19 protein-coding genes are annotated in these 17,505 nt (G+C 71.3%); 9 read left to right on the forward strand and 10 right to left on the reverse strand.

The features are described from left to right. Nucleotides 1-32: 32 nt before the first annotated feature. From B9H04_RS09390 to B9H04_RS09405, 4 genes are all read left to right on the forward strand, one after another. The gene (locus B9H04_RS09390; protein WP_049932571.1) at nt 33-545 is read left to right on the forward strand and encodes a winged helix-turn-helix transcriptional regulator; all 513 of its coding nucleotides are present in this window, start codon (nt 33-35) and stop codon (nt 543-545) included. A gap of 107 nt (nt 546-652) precedes the next feature. Further along, nucleotides 653-1,507, forward strand: coding sequence for a sulfite exporter TauE/SafE family protein (locus tag B9H04_RS09395; protein WP_085682643.1), 855 nt, complete (start codon nt 653-655; stop codon nt 1,505-1,507). A gap of 117 nt (nt 1,508-1,624) precedes the next feature. Continuing rightward, on the forward strand, nt 1,625-2,314 hold the full coding sequence (locus tag B9H04_RS09400) for an SCO family protein (RefSeq protein WP_049932567.1): 690 nt from the start codon (nt 1,625-1,627) through the stop codon (nt 2,312-2,314). A gap of 96 nt (nt 2,315-2,410) precedes the next feature. After that, nucleotides 2,411-3,115, forward strand: a complete 705-nt coding sequence (locus B9H04_RS09405) for a DJ-1/PfpI family protein (RefSeq protein WP_049932565.1) — start codon at nt 2,411-2,413, stop codon at nt 3,113-3,115. On the opposite strand, the gene B9H04_RS09410 is transcribed toward B9H04_RS09405, so the two are convergent. Then, nucleotides 3,112-3,570: a universal stress protein gene (locus B9H04_RS09410; protein WP_049932564.1), complete on the reverse strand. Its 459-nt coding sequence runs from the start codon at nt 3,568-3,570 to the stop codon at nt 3,112-3,114. The genes B9H04_RS09405 and B9H04_RS09410 overlap by 4 nt on opposite strands. 195 nt (nt 3,571-3,765) lie before the next feature. Between B9H04_RS09410 and B9H04_RS09415 the strand changes: the two genes are divergently transcribed. Next, nucleotides 3,766-4,407 carry a ribonuclease HI family protein gene (locus B9H04_RS09415; protein WP_049932562.1) on the forward strand — a complete coding sequence of 214 codons (642 nt, stop codon included), beginning with the start codon at nt 3,766-3,768 and terminating at the stop codon, nt 4,405-4,407. A 22-nt stretch (nt 4,408-4,429) separates the two neighbouring features. On the opposite strand, the gene B9H04_RS09420 is transcribed toward B9H04_RS09415, so the two are convergent. The 3 genes from B9H04_RS09420 to B9H04_RS09430 are packed head-to-tail and all read right to left on the reverse strand — an operon-like array spanning nt 4,430 to nt 6,308. Continuing rightward, on the reverse strand, nt 4,430-4,783 hold the full coding sequence (locus B9H04_RS09420; protein WP_049932560.1) for a hypothetical protein: 354 nt from the start codon (nt 4,781-4,783) through the stop codon (nt 4,430-4,432). Nucleotides 4,784-4,841: 58 nt separating this feature from the next. Further along, nucleotides 4,842-5,894, reverse strand: coding sequence for an HTH-type sugar sensing transcriptional regulator TrmB (gene trmB, locus B9H04_RS09425; RefSeq protein ID WP_049932559.1), 1,053 nt, complete (start codon nt 5,892-5,894; stop codon nt 4,842-4,844). A 60-nt stretch (nt 5,895-5,954) separates the two neighbouring features. Then, nucleotides 5,955-6,308 (reverse strand): PAC2 family protein, encoded by a 354-nt coding sequence (locus B9H04_RS09430; protein WP_248648660.1) that lies wholly within the window; start codon nt 6,306-6,308, stop codon nt 5,955-5,957. 119 nt (nt 6,309-6,427) lie between these two features. Here B9H04_RS09430 and B9H04_RS09435 point away from each other — a divergent pair, with 119 nt between their 5' ends. Both B9H04_RS09435 and B9H04_RS09440 read left to right on the forward strand, forming a co-directional pair. Beyond that, nucleotides 6,428-7,486 carry a mechanosensitive ion channel family protein gene (locus B9H04_RS09435; protein WP_085682644.1) on the forward strand — a complete coding sequence of 353 codons (1,059 nt, stop codon included), beginning with the start codon at nt 6,428-6,430 and terminating at the stop codon, nt 7,484-7,486. 44 nt (nt 7,487-7,530) lie between these two features. Continuing rightward, a complete protein-coding gene (locus tag B9H04_RS09440) occupies nt 7,531-9,198 on the forward strand; it encodes an MATE family efflux transporter (RefSeq protein WP_085682645.1) in 1,668 nt (555 codons plus the stop codon). A 15-nt stretch (nt 9,199-9,213) separates the two neighbouring features. Here B9H04_RS09440 and B9H04_RS09445 read toward each other — a convergent pair whose 3' ends face one another. The 5 genes from B9H04_RS09445 to B9H04_RS09465 form a co-directional block, all read right to left on the reverse strand. After that, nucleotides 9,214-9,441 (reverse strand): DUF7385 family protein, encoded by a 228-nt coding sequence (locus B9H04_RS09445; protein ID WP_049932552.1) that lies wholly within the window; start codon nt 9,439-9,441, stop codon nt 9,214-9,216. 65 nt (nt 9,442-9,506) lie between these two features. After that, nucleotides 9,507-10,709, reverse strand: coding sequence for a DUF418 domain-containing protein (locus tag B9H04_RS09450; RefSeq protein WP_049932551.1), 1,203 nt, complete (start codon nt 10,707-10,709; stop codon nt 9,507-9,509). A 78-nt stretch (nt 10,710-10,787) separates the two neighbouring features. Continuing rightward, nucleotides 10,788-11,852 (reverse strand): Gfo/Idh/MocA family protein, encoded by a 1,065-nt coding sequence (locus B9H04_RS09455; RefSeq protein WP_049932549.1) that lies wholly within the window; start codon nt 11,850-11,852, stop codon nt 10,788-10,790. Nucleotides 11,853-11,955: 103 nt separating this feature from the next. Next, nucleotides 11,956-12,468 (reverse strand): hypothetical protein, encoded by a 513-nt coding sequence (locus B9H04_RS09460; RefSeq protein ID WP_085682646.1) that lies wholly within the window; start codon nt 12,466-12,468, stop codon nt 11,956-11,958. A gap of 72 nt (nt 12,469-12,540) precedes the next feature. Further along, a complete protein-coding gene (locus B9H04_RS09465; RefSeq protein WP_049932545.1) occupies nt 12,541-14,295 on the reverse strand; it encodes a thiamine pyrophosphate-binding protein in 1,755 nt (584 codons plus the stop codon). A 206-nt stretch (nt 14,296-14,501) separates the two neighbouring features. Here B9H04_RS09465 and B9H04_RS09470 point away from each other — a divergent pair, with 206 nt between their 5' ends. After that, on the forward strand, nt 14,502-14,786 hold the full coding sequence (locus B9H04_RS09470) for a DUF5789 family protein (RefSeq protein WP_049932543.1): 285 nt from the start codon (nt 14,502-14,504) through the stop codon (nt 14,784-14,786). Continuing rightward, nucleotides 14,786-15,340 carry an adenylate kinase gene (locus B9H04_RS09475; RefSeq protein WP_049932541.1) on the forward strand — a complete coding sequence of 185 codons (555 nt, stop codon included), beginning with the start codon at nt 14,786-14,788 and terminating at the stop codon, nt 15,338-15,340. The genes B9H04_RS09470 and B9H04_RS09475 overlap by 1 nt, the downstream gene beginning before the upstream one ends. Nucleotides 15,341-15,391: 51 nt before the next feature. Here the strand turns inward: B9H04_RS09475 and B9H04_RS09480 are convergent, their stop codons facing one another. Continuing rightward, entirely contained in the window at nt 15,392-17,290 is a 1,899-nt protein-coding gene (locus tag B9H04_RS09480) for a DEAD/DEAH box helicase (RefSeq protein ID WP_049932539.1), read from the reverse strand. Between the last annotated feature and the right edge of the window lie 215 nt (nt 17,291-17,505).

Genomic DNA, 17,505 nt, shown 5'->3' on the forward strand with positions numbered 1-17,505 from the left:
ATTCCAGAGGCGGGTAGAACGGACAGTCAGGAATGTCGGACACCAGAGCCCGGATCCGACGCCACGTCCGTGACACGCCCGGCGTCCACTTCAACCGGATCGGTCGCGACCTCGAGATCGCGACCGGGCAGGCGCAGTACCACCTCCGCCGGCTCGTCCGCGACGGCGAGCTCGCGGTCGAGCGGATCGGCGGGCGGGCACACTACTTCGACCCGACGGTCGACCCGTGGGACCGACGGACCCTCGCGTTCCTCCGGCGGGAGACGGCCCGCGAGATCGTCGTCTGCCTCCACGCCGCGGGACCGACGCGGCCGTCGGCGCTCGCGGACGACCTCGACCTCGCGCGGAGCACGGTGTCGTGGCACGTCTCGACGCTCGCCGACCACGGGATCGTCGAGAAGTCCCCCGACCGGCCGATGACAGTCTCGCTCGCCCGGCCGGACCGCACGGCCGCGCTCCTCGACGAGGTGTCGCCGTCGCTCCCCGACCGCATCGTCGACCGCTTCGTCCGCACCGTCGACTCGCTCTTCGACGCCGACGGGTGACGCCGCCGACCGGGTGGCGGCTCCCCCCGGACCGACGCCGCGCGCGAACCGCTCCCGTTCGCCGATCGCACCAGATCGGTTAGCGGTCTCCGGCACCTCCGTCCGATATGGACCTCTCCAGCCTCGGCGCGCTCCGAGCGCTCGTCGCCACCGGCGGCGGCGCGACGTGCGAGCCGACCGGCTCCCTGTACGCGACCGACTCGCTCGGCCTCGGCGTCTTCCTCCTCATCGGGCTGCTCGGCGGAGCCCACTGCCTCGGCATGTGCGGTCCGCTCGTCGGCACCTACGCCGACCGGATGCGGTCCGCGGAGGCCGGCGGACGCGACGGGCGGGACGACCTCACCGTGCGCCAGGTCCGGCAGCACGCGCTGTTCAACCTCGGCCGGACCGCGAGCTACGCGACGCTCGGCGGTCTCTTCGGCCTCGCCGGGAGCCTCGCGTTCGTCACGGGGCGGACGGTCACGACCCTCGCAGACGACGTCCACGCGCTCACCGGAATCGCGGTCGGCGGGGTGATCGTCGCCCTCGGCGCGCGCTACGCGCTCCGGCTGGAGTTCGAGTCGCTCCCGATACCGGGGTTCGACCGGGCGGCCGCGGCGGTGAGCGACCGGATCGTCGCCCGCGTCGACGCGTGGGTCGGCGACTGGCGCATCCTCGGGCTGGGGGCGGCACACGGGTTCCTGCCGTGCCCGCTGCTGTACCCGGCGTTCCTGTACGCGTTCGTTCAGGGGAGCGCGCCCGGCGGCGCCGTCTCGCTGGGCGTCCTCGGCCTCGGGACGGTTCCGGCGCTCCTGTTGTTCGGGACGGCCTTCCAGTCGATGCGCCTCGAGACCCGGCTCCGGTTCCACCGCGTCCTCGGCGTCGCGTTCGTCGCGCTCGGCTACCTCCCGCTCCAGCACGGGCTCGCGACGCTCGGCGTCCCGCTGCCGCGTCCGCCGATCCCGTACTACACGCCGTTTTGAGGGATCGACAGCGCCCCGGGAGCCCGCGCACCCAATATCCCAATTCCCACCCGCCGCGGCCGCTCGTTCGTCGATCGCACCAGACGCGTTATGCGCCGCTCGGCCCTTCACACGGGTATGAATCGCCGCACGCTGCTCGCCGGGGCCGGAACGGTCGCGTCCGGCTCCCTCGCGGGCTGTACGTCGCGTCTGTTCGGCGGGACGCCGGACGGCGTCGTGCTCGACCCGCAGGAAGACCAGATCGCGGACAGCGAAGACCTCGCGTACCCCGCGTACGGCCAGCCGCTGCCGTCGTTCGAGCTGTCGGCCCCGCTCGCGGAGAAGACGTTCGACAGCGACGCGCTCGACCGGACCGCGCTCGTGACGGGCGTGTTCACCTTCTGCCCCGCGGAGTGTTCGATCCTGCTCCGACAGTGGGCTCGGATTCAGGGCCGCGTCGCGGACGCGGGGCTGACGGAGGACGTGTACTTCCTCCCGATCACGTTCGATCCCGAGCGCGACGACGCGGCCGCGCTCCGAGAGAACGCCGCGTCGGTCGGCGCCGACCTCGACGCGGGCAACTGGCTGTACCTCCGGCCCGAGACGCCGGCCCGCGCGAAGACGGTGGTCGAGGACCGACTGGGGATCGCCTTCGAGCGGACGACCGAGAGCGAGCGTCTCCCCGGGTACGACTTCACGCACATGGTGGTGACGTTCCTCGTCAACCCCGACGGGATCGTCGAGCGCGCCTACCGCGGCGAGCGGGTCGACCGGGACCGCGTCGTCGCGGACATCGAGCGGGTCGCGTCGGCGTTCGCCGACGAGTGACGCGGCGACCGGGGCTGACGGCTCGGCGCTGCGGGTCACCGGGAGTCGCCCGATCGGAGGGGAACGCACAAGCCCGCGCCGCTCGTTCGGCCCGGCATGAACGTCGATATTCTGGTGTACGACGGGTTCGACGAACTGGACGGTATCGGCCCGTACGAGGTGTTCGACTACGCGCTCGGCTACGCCGCCGAGGAGGACGACGGGACGACAGGGGACGACGGGGCAATAGGGGACGACGGGACGACAGGGGACGACGGCGGCCGCGTCCGATACGTGTCGCTCGACGAGCGCGAGACGGTGACCGCGAGCCACGGGACCCGCGTCGGCGTGGACGGAACGCTCCCCGGCCCGAGAGGAGAGGACGCCCCGGACCTGCTGGTCGTACCCGGGGGCGGGTGGAACGCGCGCAACCAGGAGGCGAGCGCGTGGGCCGAGGCGCAGAAGGGCGACGTGCCGCGCGCGCTCGCCGCGCACCACGCGGCGGACACCCGGATCGCCTCGGTGTGTACCGGGTCGATGCTGCTCGCGGAGGCGGGCGTCACCGACGGCCGCCGGGCCGTCACGCACGCCTCCGCCGTCGAGGAGCTCCGGGAGTCGGGAGCGGAGGTCGTCGACGCGCGGGTCGTCGACGACGGCGACGTGCTCAGCGCGGGCGGGGTCACCTCCGGGATTGATCTGGCGCTGTACGTCGTCGAGCGCGAGTTCGGCGAGTCGGTCGCCGACCGGGCGGCGACCGTCATCGAGTACGAGCGGCGGTACGAGGTCGCGACGCGGGACGGGTCGCGGCGCGGGGAGAACTAGTCGTCCGGGAGCGGCGCGGCGTCGTCGTCGGCGTCGTTCGTCGTGGTCTCTCCGTCCGCGTCCACGGTGATCACGGTACAGTCGAGTTGGCTGCGGAGGAACGAGTCGATGTCGGGGTCGGAGAGCAACTTCTGGACCATCCGGCGCCACCGCCCCGCCTGTTTCGACCCGATGACGACCACGTCGGCCCCCTCGGCGACGATCTCTTCGAGGATCGTCTCCTCGACGAGGAAGCCCCGACGGACGACGTACCGCGCCCGGTCGATCCGGCCGATCCGCTCCTCGGCGGCGCGCTTGAGGTCGCTGCGCGAGACGCCCCCCGAGCGCTGGTATAAGTCGACGTGGAGGACCGTGAGGTCAGCGTCGCGCTCCGCGGCGACGCGGGCCGCCTCGCGGAGCGTCGCCGCCGAGTGCGACGAGGGAGGGAATCGAACCGGGACGACGACGAGCGTCATGTCGGGTCGGAGGGGTTGGGGGCGTAAATACGCTGTCGGTGTGGCCCCCGCTCTCGGTCGGTCGCGGTCGTCACTCTCACTCAGTCCTGACCGCCGATCGGCGGCGGCTCGGCTCACCGCGCTCACCGCCAGCGCATTTTTCCCTGCGCTCTCGAATGAACCGTTGTGGACCGCAGTTCGGCCGCGTGAGACATCATGGACCGACTTCCCACGGACCGGCTCTCGCCGCTGGCGAGCCGCGTCGACGACGTCCTCGCCCTGTACGGCTACGAGATACGACCGGCGATCGACGCCATCGACGACGCGGTGACCGGGTACGGCGGGCTGTTCGGCCCGACGACGACCGACGCCGAGATCCGGACCGCGGTCGAGTCGGTCCTCGCCGCCGACCCGCCGCGATCGGGCGACGACCGCGGCGAGTCCGCCGACGACATCGTTCTCTACGTCGACGGGAGCTCGCGCGGAAACCCCGGACCGGCCGGCGCGGGGGCCGTGCTGCTGGTCGACGACGACCCCCTCGTTCGGCTGGGCCGACCCGTCGGGGCTCGCGCCGAGAACAACACCGCGGAGTACGCGGCGCTCCACCTCGGACTGGAGGCGCTGGCCGCGCGCTGCGACCCTGCGGCCGTCGAGGTCCGGATCGACTCGCGGACCGTCATCGACGACATCTGGGGCAGCGGTGACGGGATCGCGTCGGCCGCACCGTACCGGCCGGCCATCCGGGACCGCATCGCCGCGCTACCCGCCTGCGAGTGGACGCATCTGGCCGACAGCGACCCGAACCCGGCCGACGCCCGCGCGGCGGTCGGAGCCGATATCGCGGCACTCGGTCCGTAGCGGAGGGGAAGCGGCTGCGGTGTTACGACCGGTCCCCGTCGTCTCGCGGCGAGACGGCTTCGACCGCTCCCGTTGGCGGGTCGAGCCGGACGGTGTGACGCGTGTGGCGCGCGTGCGTCTCCGCCCAGCGCCGCGCCGGACGCTCCGCGAGGAAGCGCTCCCCGTCCGGGCAGCGGTCGCACCGGGCGACCCACGGGGTCACGCCGTCCGGGTAGTGGCCGGTGTGGCGCTCGTGGTCGAGCGCGAACTGCTCGATCGCGTGGCTCCCGGGGTCGAGGTCGTCGACCTCGCGGTCGAGCACCCACTCCCGGTCGCACCGCTCGCACGCGACGGTCGGTGCGTCTCGCTCGTCGTCGGGACGCGCGTCGTCGGTCACGGGTCCGCTTCGGTCCGCCCGCACTTGAACGGCGACGCCGGGACGACCCGAGCGCACCTCACAGCGCCGGCGGCTCGCCGCGGCCGATCACGATCTCCTGGCCCTCCACGTCCTCCAAGGCGGCGACGCGGCCGCCGATCTCGACGCGGCCGTTCTCGGTCTCGACGACCAGCGACGCCACCTCCTCCGTGTCGACGAACGCGACGTCGACGACCTTCCCGCGGACAGTGACCTCCTCGCCGGTCTCGATGTCGCGGCCCTCGACGGTCGCGTAGAACTCCTCGTCGCCGAACTCGCGGACGTCCTTCACGGCCCGACGGATGGAGGCGTAGCGGCGCGGGAAGGGCCGGTCCTCGCCGTCGGCGGCGAGCGATTCCGCGGTCGTCCACAGGACGGTGCCGAAGAAGCCGGAGACGAGGAAGCCGAGCGCGGAGCGGTTGAAGATGACACCGTAGCGCTCGCGGTCGTCGCGCAGCGCGTCCTGCGTTGCGTACACGGAGTACTCGCCGTCGCCGACCGCGAGGACCGGCGTGGTGATCCCGCGGCGCGCGCGGGCGATCGTCGCGACCTCCAAGTAGTCGAACTCCGTCGGGTCGGGCGCGTTCGACGCCGGCGTGACGAGCAGTTCGACGGTGACGCCCTCGGCGACCTTCGCGGCGAGTTCGTCCCGGAACCGCCGCAGGAGGCCGGGGGTGAGCGACAGCGCGAGCTCGTACTCCGCGTTCGCGATCACCTCTTCGAGGTACCGGAGGATCGTCGAGCGCGACTTGACAAGCGACACCGCCTCCGTCTCCCGCGTCGGCGCGGTGTACCGCGCCTCCAGCTCGTCGACCATCTCCGTGAACGACGACCGCAGATCGCCGAAGGCGTCCTCGGGGTCGACGGCGACGATCTTCATCGGCCGCGACTCGCGGAGCTCGACGAGCCCGCGGTCCGAGAGGCTCCGGACCGTGTCATACACCCGCGGCTGCGGGATCTCGGTCCGGTCGGCGATGTCACTCGCCGTCAGTTCGCCGTGTTCCAACACCGCGAGGTACGCGTCAATCTCGTACTCGCCGAGGTTGAATCGGTCCCCCACGCGGTCGAGCGTGTCCCGGAGATCGTCAGTCATGTACCGAAGAACGGGACCGGGGATTATAGCTTTTTACTATGAGACGAGTTGTACGCGTTTTCAGAGCCCGGTCCTCACGGTCGGGACAGCCGGGGGCCACATGTCCATGCGGTCGTGGTCCCCTCCGGCTCCCGCTCCTCGATCCGCTCGGCGACGAGGACGGTGCCGTCGCGGTCCGAGTCGGTGTACAGCCGGAGCGGGTGGCGCGACGTCCCCTTTCGCAAACGACGTGATCGACGGGGCGCCGTCGATCCGGACGCGGCCCGTCTCCTCGAGATCGAGGTCGTCGACCAAGTAGTGGACGGCGGTCAGGCCGGCGAGCCCGAACGAGGGGAAGCCGGCGAGCAGCGCGTCTCCCGGCTTGGTGTCGTGTTCGACGCCGAACCTCGTTGGGTCCGCAGGCGGTTGGCCCATACCGCCCGTTCGCTCAGCGGAGTCACAGTGGTTGCCCCGTCTCTCGTTCGAAGCGACTCGTTCGCCGCCGGTCGTGCGCGTGGAGAAACGCTTTTTCCGATGGCCGACAGCGGGTTCCCATGGTCTTCCCGGGGGGAACGCCGATCGCGGGGGCCGTCTCGCGGCTCGCCGATATCGGCTCTCGGCTCGCGGACCTGCCGGGAACGGGCGTGTTGACCGTCCTCGCGTCACTGGCGGTCGGCGTCGTCCTCGCGAACTTCCTCGTCCGGCTGATCGGTCGCCCCGTCGCCCGCCGCGTGTCGCGACAGAGCGTCGCGCAGACGATCGTCCGCGGGGTCCGGGTCGGCACGATCGCCGCCTCGGTGCTGGTCGGCCTGGGCGCCGGCGGCTTCCGGTTCGCGGACCTCCTCCTCGGGACCGCAGTGTTCTCGGCCGTCATCGGTATCGTCCTCGCGCCGCTCGTCGGGAACTTCATCAACGGCGTGTTCATCCTCGCGGACCAGCCGTTCGAGATCGGCGACATGATCGAGTTAGAGGACGGGACGACCGGGTTCGTCGAGGACATCACGATCCGCTACACGAAGATATTCACTCTGGATAACACCTTCCTCGTCGTGCCGAACGGGACGATGCGCGAGCGCGACGTGACGAACTTCTCGGCCGAGGACGAGCGGACCCGGCGCTCGATCGACGTGCTCGTCACCTACGAGAGCGACATCCCCGAGGCCCGGCGGCTCATCGAGCGCGCGGCGCGCGACTCCGAGGCCGTCGTCGACGGCGGCCCCGACATCCGGATCGGCGTGGCGCGGTACATGGCGGGCCCCGACTGCCGCCTCCACGAGTTCGCCGACGACGGGGTCCTCCTCCGGCTGCGGTACTGGGTGAAGAAGCCGTACAAGCTCGCGAAGGTCCAGTCGGACGTGAACACCGAGATCCGCGAGCGCCTCGCCGACGCGGACGTCGAGATGGCGTACCCGCACCGCCACCTCGTCTTCGACGACACCTCCGGCGTCGCCCGCGTCGACGCCGCCACCGAGACGTCCGGTGCCGACGGAGTACACGGCGCCGCCGATCCGACCCCGGGCGACGGAGCAGGCGCCACGGAGACGACCGAGGGCGGGCCTTCGGACGCGGACAATCCCGCCGGATCCATAGACGGTAGCGACGGGCGCCGGTGACCGGATCGGAAGCCTGATAGAGCGCGCCCGGCTTTTCAACCGCAGTGAGCGACGAGCCCGCTGCCGACCCCTCCGACCCGTCGGATTCCTCCGAGCCGCCGGACCCCTCCGGTGGACCGAGCGGCGATACCATGGGCGGCGACGACGGCCGCGACGGGGACGACGACCCCGAAGCTGCGTCCGACGCCCCCGAGCCCGCGCCCGACGACCCAGTCGGCGAGGAGTCGATCACCGAGGGGAGCCTCCTCCGACCGCTGTTCCGCCTGGCGTGGCCGATCGTCGTCATCCAGCTGCTCCAGGTGACGTACAACATCGTCGACACCCTGTACCTCGGCCGGCTCTCGGCGGAGGCCGTCGGCGCGATCAGCCTCGCGTTCCCGCTGATCTTCCTCCTGATCGCGGTCGCCGGCGGGTTCACGACGGCGGGCGCGATCCTCGTCGCGCAGTACACCGGCGCCGACGGCGAGGGCTCCGCCGGGCTCGTGGCGGGACAGACGATCTTCACCGTCTCCGTGCTGTCCGTGCTCATCGGGATCGGGGGCTACTTCTACACGCGCCCGGCCCTCGAGATCCTGCCGAGCGACGCGGAGACCGCGGCGACCGTGATCCCGCTCGCGGCAGACTACATGGAGGTGATCTTCGCCGGGATCCCCCTGATGTTCGGGTTCTTCGTCTTCTCGGCGCTGATGCGCGGCTACGGCGACACGCGGACGCCGATGGCCGTCATGTTCATTTCCGTCCTCCTGAACGTCCTCTTGGACCCGTTCTTCATCTTCGGGTTCGAGGGGAACCCGGTGTTCGAGTGGCTCGCCGCGGTTCCCGGCCTCGCGGCGCTCGACCCGGTCGCGCTGGAGGCGACGCTGCTCTCGGCGACGGGAGTCACCGGGATCGGCATCCAGGGCGCCGCGCTCGCGACGATCCTCTCGCGGGGCGTCGCGACCGCCATCGGCCTCTGGATACTGTTCGGCACCGGGTACGGCCCCGACGTGACGCTCGGGCACCTCGCGCCCGACCTCGATTTTATCCGGGACATCTTCCGGCTCGGGCTCCCCTCCAGCGTCGAGCAGACGACGAGCGCGCTCGCGATGATCACGCTCACCGCGATGATCGTCACGTTCTCGCCGCCGGTCGTCGCCGCATACGGGCTCGGCAACCGGCTCATCTCGCTCGTCTTCCTGCCCGCGATGGGGCTCGGCCGCGCTATCGACACGATGGTCGGGCAGAACCTCGGCGCGAACCGCGCCGACCGCGCCGGCAGGGCTGTGAAGTTCGCGGCCACGACCGGCGCGGGCGTGATGTTCCTCGTCGCGGTCGTCGCCGTGACGTTCACCGAACCGATCGTCGGCGCGTTCCTCGGCGACGTGCCGGACGCGCCCGCGACGATCGGCTACGCGGTGGAGTACGTCCGGATCCGGTCGGTCGAGTTCGCCTTCATCGGCGTCTCGCAGGTGATCTTAGGCGCGTTCCGCGGCGCGGGCAACACGAAGACCGCGATGGTCATCTCGATCCTCACCCTCTGGGTGGGCCGGGTCGCGAGCGTCGGGTACCTCGTGTTCGTCGCCGGGTGGGGCGAGACCGGAGTCTGGGTCGGTATGGCACTCGGAAACGTCCTCGGCGCCGTCATCGGCGTCGCGTGGTTCTCGCGCGGCACGTGGACCGAGCGGTACATCGACGAGCCCGAGCCCGGCGGCGACCCGGTGGGAGACGACTGACGAGCCCCCGGTCGCTCAGTGTCGGAAGAGGTACACCGCGTCGTCGGAACGCAGTAGGCAGAACCGCGCGCCGTCGTTCTCGGGGAACGTCGTCCCGGACTGTCGCGTGACGAAGAGCCGCGAAAAGGCGTCGTCGCACACCGGGCACGCCATCCCTTCCCTGTTCTCCCAGAGGCTCGTTCGGCCCGAGTCGCGGAGCTGTTTCAGTTCGTGACGGTGGTCGTGAACGTCGAACTCGCTCATGTGCGGGAGTCCGACCGGGGACTGTTGAACGTGTCCTCGCGAGTCTCAGTTCGGAGAACGCGGGGTCAGTCTTTCAGCCGCAACGGCTGTGCCTCCCCGTAGGTGAGCGTCCGCCACACCCACTCGACGGGACCGAACCGGAAGTACCGGAGCCAGATCACGGACAGCGGGACTTGGACCGCCCAGATCGCGACGACGATCCCCATTGCCTCGACGCGGCTGACGGAGCCGAACAGCCCGAGGCCGTGACCGTAGAACACCGTCGTCGCGATCACCGTCTGGAGCAGGTAGTTGGTGAACGCGGTGCGGCCGACCGCGGCGAGCGCGCGGGCCACGAGCCCCTCACCGCGCCGCCGGACGAACAGCGTGACGAGGCCGACGTACCCGCCGGCGACGAGCAGACTCCCGACGTAGTTGAACTGCCGCCAGTACAGCGCGGCGCCGGCGCTCCAGTCGTTCGCCTCGATATACGCGACGCCGGCGACGACGATTCCGACGCCGACGACGCCGCCCGCGACGAGCCGGCGGTAGAACGCGGTCGAGCGCTCGCCGGTCAACACGCCGCGCCTGTACAGTGCCATGCCGAGCAGCATGACGCCGCCCACGCGCCAGAAGCTCGACCCGATGAACCCGGACGTCTGTCGCTGGAACGACGAGGAGACGCGGTGGCTCATCTGGTCGAGCCAGCCGCCGCGGTAGGCGGCCACCTGGTCTCGGACCGCGGCCTCCGCGGGCAGCCACTGGCCGGCGATCGCCTCGCCGCCGATCGAGGTCGCGGCGAACAGCTCGATCGCGGGGACGAAGAGCAGGAATATCCCGGCGAGCCCGCCGAGCCGACGCGCGTCGAGGTCGCGGACGAAGAGGAGGAACAGCCCGAGCAGCCCGTACGTGACGAGGATGTCCCCGTACCACAGCAGGTACGCGTGAAGGAGGCCGATCGCGATCAGCACCGCGGTCCGGCGGAGGTGGAGGCGGACGGCGTCTTGGCCCTTCTCCTCTTTGCTCTCGATGAACAGCAGGACGCCGGCGCCGAACAGCGCCGAGAAGACGGTGATGAACTTCGACTGCGCGAACACGTGGCCGACGAACCAGGTCCAGTAGTTGAGCCCGGTGAAGTCGCCGTACACGGTGGGGTTGAGCAGGGTCTGCTCCGGCATCGAGAAGACGCGGATGTTGATGACGAGGATGCCGAGCAGCGCGAAGCCGCGGAGCGCGTCGAGGCTGGTGATCCGTTCGGAGGGCGGCGTGGGGCCGGGATCGCTGGTCACGAGTTGTCCGCGGTGACGGTCCCCAGCACCGAATAGGTTCCCATCGCGGCTCCCGGGTCGGCCTGCTCGGTCGGCGGCTCAGTCCAGCCGCACCGCCGCGCCGGTCTCCGCGGAGCGGTAGATCGCGTCGATGACGCGCTGGACGCGTAACCCCTCCTCGACGGTGTTTATCGACGGCGCCTCGCCGGCGGCGGCCGCTTCGAGGAACGTCGCCTGCTCGGCGGCGTGCGCGTCGCCGTCGCGCGTCTCCACGCTCGCGTCCGTGAGGTGGTGGCCGCCGCCGACGCCCGCCTCGTGGACCGTGAGGTCGCCGCTACCGCGGTCGAGCGTCGCGCCCGCCTCGGTGCCCCGGACGACGAACTCGTCGGTCGCCGGCCGGTTCGTCGCCCACGCGACCTCCAGCGAGACGGTGCTCCCGTCGGCGCCGCGGATGAACGCGGACGCGGAGTCGTCGACATCGAACCCCTCCGGCCCCGCGTCGTCGCCCCACATGTGGACGTACGCGTAGTCGTCGCGACCGCCGAACTCCGAGCGCGTGTCCCCGGACACCTCGACGACCTCGGGGTGATCGAGGAGGTAGAGCGCCAAGTCGATCGCGTGGACGCCGATATCGATGAGCGCGCCGCCGCCGGCGACGTCCGCCGACGTGAACCACGAGCCCCGGCCGGGGACGCCGCGCCGCCGGACGTAGTTCGCCTCGACGTGGGTGGTCTCGCCGAACCTCCCCTCGTCTTGGTAGTGTTTGATCACCTGAACCGGCTCCGCGAACCGGTTGTTGAACCCGACCATACAGAACCCGTCGGCGTCGCTGGCGGCGTCGGCGATCCGCTCGGCGCTGTCGAGCGTGTGCGCCAGCGGCTTCTCCAAGAGCACGTCGAGGCCGGCCGAAAGCGCCGAGGTCGCGTACGCTTCGTGGAAGCGGTTCGGGGTGGTGACCAGCACGGCGTCGCAGTCCTCGTAGAGGTCCGTCTCGTCCTCGTAGGCGGGGACGCCGAACTCCTCGTGGAACCGTGCCCGCGCGTCGGCATCGACGTCCATCCCGCCGACGAGGTTCGCGCCGCGCTCGGTCAGCTTCGTCGCGTGGTGGGACCCGATGCCGCCGAGGCCGACGATGCCGACGGCGACGTCGTTCGGATGCGTCATGGGCGGGCTTCACCACGGGTGTTGTTAAGGCTCCCGTCCCGCGGGACGCGCCGGAACCCGCCCGCGCGTGGGGACGGGCGTCACGACCCCGCTGGCGGTCGGCTCACGCGATCGGGACGCCGACGGCGACGGCGATCGCGCCGTCGACCGCTACCGCCGCGGCGTCGGCTACCCCCGTCACGCCGTCGATCGCGCCGGGCGCCATCGAGTCGACGAAGTCGAAGAGGTCGCCGAGCGAGCCGGCGTTCTCGGCGAGGCTCTCGCGCGCGTCGAGGAGCCCCCGGAACCGCTCCGGTTCGCGGGCGATCACGAACCGGCCGACCCCGGCGCTGGTGCCGAGGAAGGCGAGGAGGGCGAGCGCCCGCGAGATGGTGAGCAGTTTCAACAGGACCGGGAGCGCCAGCGCGAGCGCCAGCGCGGCGACGACGCCCGTGACGACCTCGCCGAACGACCCGCCGTCGGCGAGGTCGATGACGCCCGCGCCGGAGAGGATGACGAACCCCCCGACGCCGAGGGCCAACGTCCCCCACATGAACGCCGCCAGCAGGCGGACGGGACCGTCGTACCCACTCCCGGCGTCGTCCGGGACATCGTCGTGAACCCACGGGTTGCGCATACGGGAAATTCAGACCCGACGAGTATATAGATCGCTTCAGATCTCGGAAACGCTCGGCGTGAAACGGACCGGTTAGGACCGGGGGTGCGGGCCGGTCATCCACTCGCTCGCCTGCGGTTCGTCCGGATCGGTGACGACCTCGACGAGGGCCGGGCCGTCGCGGTCGCGGGCGCGCTCGACGGCGTCGCCGACCGCGCCGCGCGCATGGACGCGCTCCGCGGGCAGGCCCATCCCCGACGCGACCGCGACGAGGTCGAGGCCGGTCTCCGCCCACCCGTAGCTCTGGTCCGGGAAGTCGTACGACCGCGACGCCTCCTCGCTGATGATCGCGTAGTCGTCGTTGTTGAGCGCGACGACGGTGACGTCGATCCCCTCGCTCGCCAGCGTGTGGAGCTCGTGGACGCACATCATGAGCCCGCCGTCGCCGGTGAGCGCGACCACGTCGCGGTCCGGGTTCGCCAGCTTGGCGCCGAGCGCCGACGGGAGCCCGGTACCCATCGTCGCCCACGAACCGGGGTTGACGTACGACCGCGGCCCCGCAGCGGGGAACGAGACGAGCGTCCACAGCCGGAACCCGCCCGCGTCGGCGGCGACGACCGCGTCCGCCGGGACCGCGTCGCGAACCGCCGAGAGGGCCTCGACGGAGCGGAGCGGGCGCTCCTCGCGGTCGTCGGCCGTCGACTTCCCCGAACCGTCGGCGCTCTGCTCGGACAACGCCGCGAAGCGCTCGCGGTCGGCCGCGCGGACCGACTCGACGCGCTCGGCGCCGTCGGCGCCGCGGGGCGCCACCCCCTCGTCGTTGAGGCGGTCGGTGAGCGCCCGGAGGAAGCGGTCCGCGTCAGCGACGACGCCGAGGTCCGCTTCGTAGCCGAACCCGACGTCGTCCCCGTCGAGCGTGACGTGGATCAGCGTCTCGGGCATCGCGACGGACCACGAGGCGGTCGCGACCGCGTCGAGGTCTGAGCCGACGACGAGGCCGACGTCGGCGTCCGCGAGGAGTCCCCGGAGCTCCGCGCTGGCCCCGCCGCAGAGCACGCCCGCCGACAGCTGGTGCGTCTCGGGGAGCGTCCCCTTCCCCTTGTACGTCGTCACGACCGGCGCGCCGAGCCCCTCGGCGACCGACCGGAGGGCGTCGCTCGCGTCCGCGCGCCTGACACCGCCGCCGGCGAGCACGACGGGCGCTGTGGCATCGCCGAGCAGGTCTGCGGCCTCGCGCACCGCCGCCGCGGGCGGTGCCGGCGGCGGTGACGGCTCGCGCTCGCCGACCGCGGGCTGCGGGGTCCGACCGGCGAGGAAGTCCTTCGGGATCCCCACGCGGACCGGTCCCTGCGGGTGTTCGCGGGCGGTCCGGATCGCCTCGACGACGGCGGGGACCGCGCCCGCGGGCGAGTCGACAAGGACGTTCTCCTTGACGACGGTGTCGTACGTCTCCGGCGGCGTCTCGTGGATGCCGTCGCCGCCGCGGACCGACCGTTCCGTCTCGACGGCGAGGTGGAGCAGGGGGACGCAGTCGTTCAGGGCGTTCTTCAGCCCGTTCATCGCGTTCGTGTCGCCCGGGCCGGGGACGACGCAGGTGGCTGCCATCGCGCCGGGCTCGCTCGTCTCGGCGTACCCCCACGCTTGGTGCGGGACGGCGGTCTCGTGGCGGGCGACGACGAACCGCGCGTCGCGATCGGCGAGCGCCCGGTTCAGCGGGAGGGTCTGCTTGCCGGGGATCCCGAAGACGGTGTCGACGCCGCGGTCGAGCATCGCGTCGACGACCGCCTCGGCGACGGTCGGTGGGTCGTCGTGCCTATCGGCGGCGGGCGAGGGCTCGTCAGCGTCCATGTCGCGAAGTCGGCGGAGCGTATGTTGAAAGCTTCGTCCGCCGCCGGGCCCGCGGGCGAGCGCGGGACGCGGCGCGGCGGGGAGGGGAACGCATCGGAGGGGCGGCGACACTCCGCGTCACAACGGAACGAGGGGGTAACCCGCGACTTCGGTCGCGGGGCACTGACATGTACACTTATGCTAGCGTGTGCTGTCATGTGTCATGTATGCGCTTACCAGAGACTCGTGACCTGTTCGCGAGGAAACTACAGTTTCCGGCGCCCCGAAGCGAGGTGCTGGAGACGGTCGGTGACACGGAGTTGTCGCCGCCCGACGGAGAGTCCACGACGATCCGGGCGGTCATCGACCGGTCGGAGGTCGAGACGTTCGACTCGGCCGACGACCTCTACGACACGCTGATGATGCTCGTCGGCGCGCAGTTCATCGGCCGCCGGTACTACGACGACCGCGGCGGGATGCCGGGCGACGAGGAGAACGAGGTGAGCTTCTGATGTCAGTCACGATCGTGTCGGGAGTCAACGGCGTCGGCCTTTCCAGCGTCTGTCAGGCGGTCAGGCGCGGACTCGGAGATGGGTACAAGCTGATCAACTTCGGCGACGTGATGCTCGAACAGGCGGCGGCGATGGGGCTCGCGACCGAGCGGGCCAAGCTCGGCACGCTCTCACAGCCCGAGACGCGGCGGCTCCAGCGCCGCGCAGGCGAGTTCGTCGCCGAGGAAGCGGAGACGACGAACGTGATCCTCTCGACGCACCTCGCGGTCGAGACGCTGACCGGCTACGTCCAAGGGCTTCCAGTCGAAGTGCTCGAAGACGTCTCGCCTGACGCGTTCGTCCTCGTGGAGGCGGAACCGGCGACGATCCTCGAACGCAGGCGGGCGAGCGACCGCGACCTCGACGGGGTCACCGAACGCCAGATCGACTTCGAGCAGGACCTCAACCGGTCCGCGGCGCTCCAGTACGCGCGCGACCAGAACGCGCCCGTCCGGTTCGTCGAGAACGAGGGGGAGATCGAGGGGGCGGCCGAGCGCTTAGCTGACGCGCTCTGAGCGAGCGGCGCGATTCGGCACGCGTCCGGTCCGGCGGCGTCGGGCCGCGGACTACTCCGCGACGTTCGTCTCGCGGACGCGGACGCCCTTCCGCCCGAGGTGCCGCATCTGTCGCTGGGCGAACTCCTCCTCGCTCGACCCGCGCGTCGCGAGGACGTAGACCAACGCGGAGCCGGTCGGCCGCATCGTCCGTCCCGCCCGCTGTGAGCCCTGTCGTCGAGAGCCGCCGAGCCCGCTCGCGACGACGGCGAGTTCGGCGTTCGGGAGGTCGATCCCCTCGTCGCCCACCCGCGAGACGACGAGGACGTCGAGGTCGTCGTCGGCCGCCCCGCCGCCCGAACCCTCCGCTTCGCCGTCCGCCCGGAACCGGCGGAACAGCTCCGCGCGCTCGTGGTGCGGCGTCTCGCCGCTGATGAAGGGGACGCCGAGCGCGTCGGCGATCGCGGCGCCCTGGTCGAGGTACTCGACGAAGACGAGCGTCTTCTTGTCGCGGTGGGCCGCGAGCAGGTACCGGATCTCCTCGACCTTCGCGGGGTTCTCGGCCGCGAGCCGTCTGCGGTCCCGGCCGTCCGCGGCGGCGTACTCGTTGCGCGCCGTCTCGTCGCGCCACGGGACGTAGCGGATCTCGACCTCGGGCTCCTGAACGAAGCCGGCCTCGAACAGCGCGTCCCAGTCCGCCCCGATGGGCTGGCCGATGAGGGTGTAGATCTCTTCCTCGCTGCCAGTCTCGCTGACGGGCGTCGCCGAGAGTCCGAGCCGGTGTTTGCTCTGGAGCTCGGCGGTCCGCGAGTACACCGGGGCGGTGACGTGATGGCATTCGTCGAAGCAGATCAGCCCCCATTCGCGGGAGTCGAAGAGGCTCCGGTGGCGGTCCATCCCGGCGATCTGGTAGGTCGCGATCGTGACGGGGCGGATCTCCTTGGTCCCCCCGTGGTAGAGTCCGATGTCGGCGGGGTCGACCGTGGAGTGCTCCAGCAGCTCCTCGCGCCACTGGTCGGCGAGCTCGCGTGAGGGGACCAAAATCAGCGTTTCGCCGCCGACCGCGGCGATCGTCGCGATCCCGGCGACGGTCTTGCCGGAGCCCGGCGGCCCGACGTACACGCCGGACTTGCGGTCGAGGAACGTCTCGACCCACGTCTCCTGGTAATCGCGGAGGTCGGTCGCGAGGTCGATCTCGACCGGGTCGCCGGTCTCGAGGTCGCGGTCGTCCTCGACCGGGTAGCCGGCGTCGTAGAGCGTGCGCTTGACCGCGGCGACCGCCGCCTCGTTCACCCACGCCTCGGTGTCCGAGATTGGCGCGCGGAGGTGGTCGTCGTCGAGGTGCTGGTCGGCGACGTTCCCCATCAGGTTCTCGGAGGCGGCCTCGAGGACGACGTACCCGTCCGCGTGGGTGTACAGCCGGAAGCGGTGCGCCCGACGCCACTGGTCGCGCACCCACGCTTCGAGGTGTTCGTACCGCCGCGGCAGCACCGACCGGAGCGCGCCCACGAGCGCGTCGGCGTCGTCGAACGGTGCTGCCCACACGTCCTCCTGGCGGATCCGATAGAGATACCCGCGGGTCCCGGGCTCGGTGCCGGTGGTGTCGACGAGGTTCGCGAACTGCGAGAGCCGCGCGCGGGTGTACTGCGTGGGGCGGTCGACGACGATCTCGCGGCGCTTCGGGAAGGTCACGACGCGCTCGCGGCTCGCCAACGCGCCCCAGTCGCGGGGGTAGAATACGACGGGGTCGGCCTCGACGTCGAGTCGGTCCACGTCGCCGCGGTCAACGAGCGCAGCGAGCGCGTCGCGCGCTGCCGCCTGCGACGTTCCGAGCCGGCGGGCGACCTCGCTCGCCGTTGCGACCGGTCGCTCCTCGGCCTCGAGCGCCTCGTGGAAGCGATCTAAGGAGAGGTCTTCAGCGTCGTCCTCGCTGGAATCGTCGCCGGCGTCGTCGCCGGTGTCGTCGGTCATCACCGCCGCTTCGGTCGCGACGCGGAAATGGATAGCGTCAGCGGACGAGACGGAACGGAGGTCTTACACATGTCGTACGGGGTTGCTCTCTGAGGAGCGACCGACAACATCTCCAAAGCCCCAGTCGTGCGGCCGCAGTACGCTTCGTTGCGCTCCTCGCTCGCGTCGCCCGCCGCGGTGCTTACGTCGCCTACTGCGGCCGCACGACTGCCCCT

The sequence above is a fragment of the Halorubrum ezzemoulense DSM 17463 genome, assembly GCF_002114285.1.
Classification (GTDB): Archaea; Halobacteriota; Halobacteria; order Halobacteriales; family Haloferacaceae; genus Halorubrum; species Halorubrum ezzemoulense.

Bases quoted from the DNA above. Each gene is read 5' to 3' on its own strand.
- B9H04_RS09390 (WP_049932571.1), top strand. From the start codon at position 33: ATGTCGGACACCAGAGCCCGGATCCGACGCCACGTCCGTGACACGCCC.
- B9H04_RS09395 (WP_085682643.1), top strand. From the start codon at position 653: ATGGACCTCTCCAGCCTCGGCGCGCTCCGAGCGCTCGTCGCCACCGGC.
- B9H04_RS09400 (WP_049932567.1), top strand. From the start codon at position 1,625: ATGAATCGCCGCACGCTGCTCGCCGGGGCCGGAACGGTCGCGTCCGGC.
- B9H04_RS09405 (WP_049932565.1), top strand. From the start codon at position 2,411: ATGAACGTCGATATTCTGGTGTACGACGGGTTCGACGAACTGGACGGT.
- B9H04_RS09410 (WP_049932564.1), bottom strand. From the start codon at position 3,570: ATGACGCTCGTCGTCGTCCCGGTTCGATTCCCTCCCTCGTCGCACTCG.
- B9H04_RS09415 (WP_049932562.1), top strand. From the start codon at position 3,766: ATGGACCGACTTCCCACGGACCGGCTCTCGCCGCTGGCGAGCCGCGTC.
- trmB (WP_049932559.1), bottom strand. From the start codon at position 5,894: ATGACTGACGATCTCCGGGACACGCTCGACCGCGTGGGGGACCGATTC.
- B9H04_RS09430 (WP_248648660.1), bottom strand. From the start codon at position 6,308: ATGGGCCAACCGCCTGCGGACCCAACGAGGTTCGGCGTCGAACACGAC.
- B9H04_RS09435 (WP_085682644.1), top strand. From the start codon at position 6,428: ATGGTCTTCCCGGGGGGAACGCCGATCGCGGGGGCCGTCTCGCGGCTC.
- B9H04_RS09445 (WP_049932552.1), bottom strand. From the start codon at position 9,441: ATGAGCGAGTTCGACGTTCACGACCACCGTCACGAACTGAAACAGCTC.
- B9H04_RS09455 (WP_049932549.1), bottom strand. From the start codon at position 11,852: ATGACGCATCCGAACGACGTCGCCGTCGGCATCGTCGGCCTCGGCGGC.
- B9H04_RS09460 (WP_085682646.1), bottom strand. From the start codon at position 12,468: ATGCGCAACCCGTGGGTTCACGACGATGTCCCGGACGACGCCGGGAGT.
- B9H04_RS09465 (WP_049932545.1), bottom strand. From the start codon at position 14,295: ATGGACGCTGACGAGCCCTCGCCCGCCGCCGATAGGCACGACGACCCA.
- B9H04_RS09470 (WP_049932543.1), top strand. From the start codon at position 14,502: ATGCGCTTACCAGAGACTCGTGACCTGTTCGCGAGGAAACTACAGTTT.
- B9H04_RS09475 (WP_049932541.1), top strand. From the start codon at position 14,786: ATGTCAGTCACGATCGTGTCGGGAGTCAACGGCGTCGGCCTTTCCAGC.
- B9H04_RS09480 (WP_049932539.1), bottom strand. From the start codon at position 17,290: ATGACCGACGACACCGGCGACGACGCCGGCGACGATTCCAGCGAGGAC.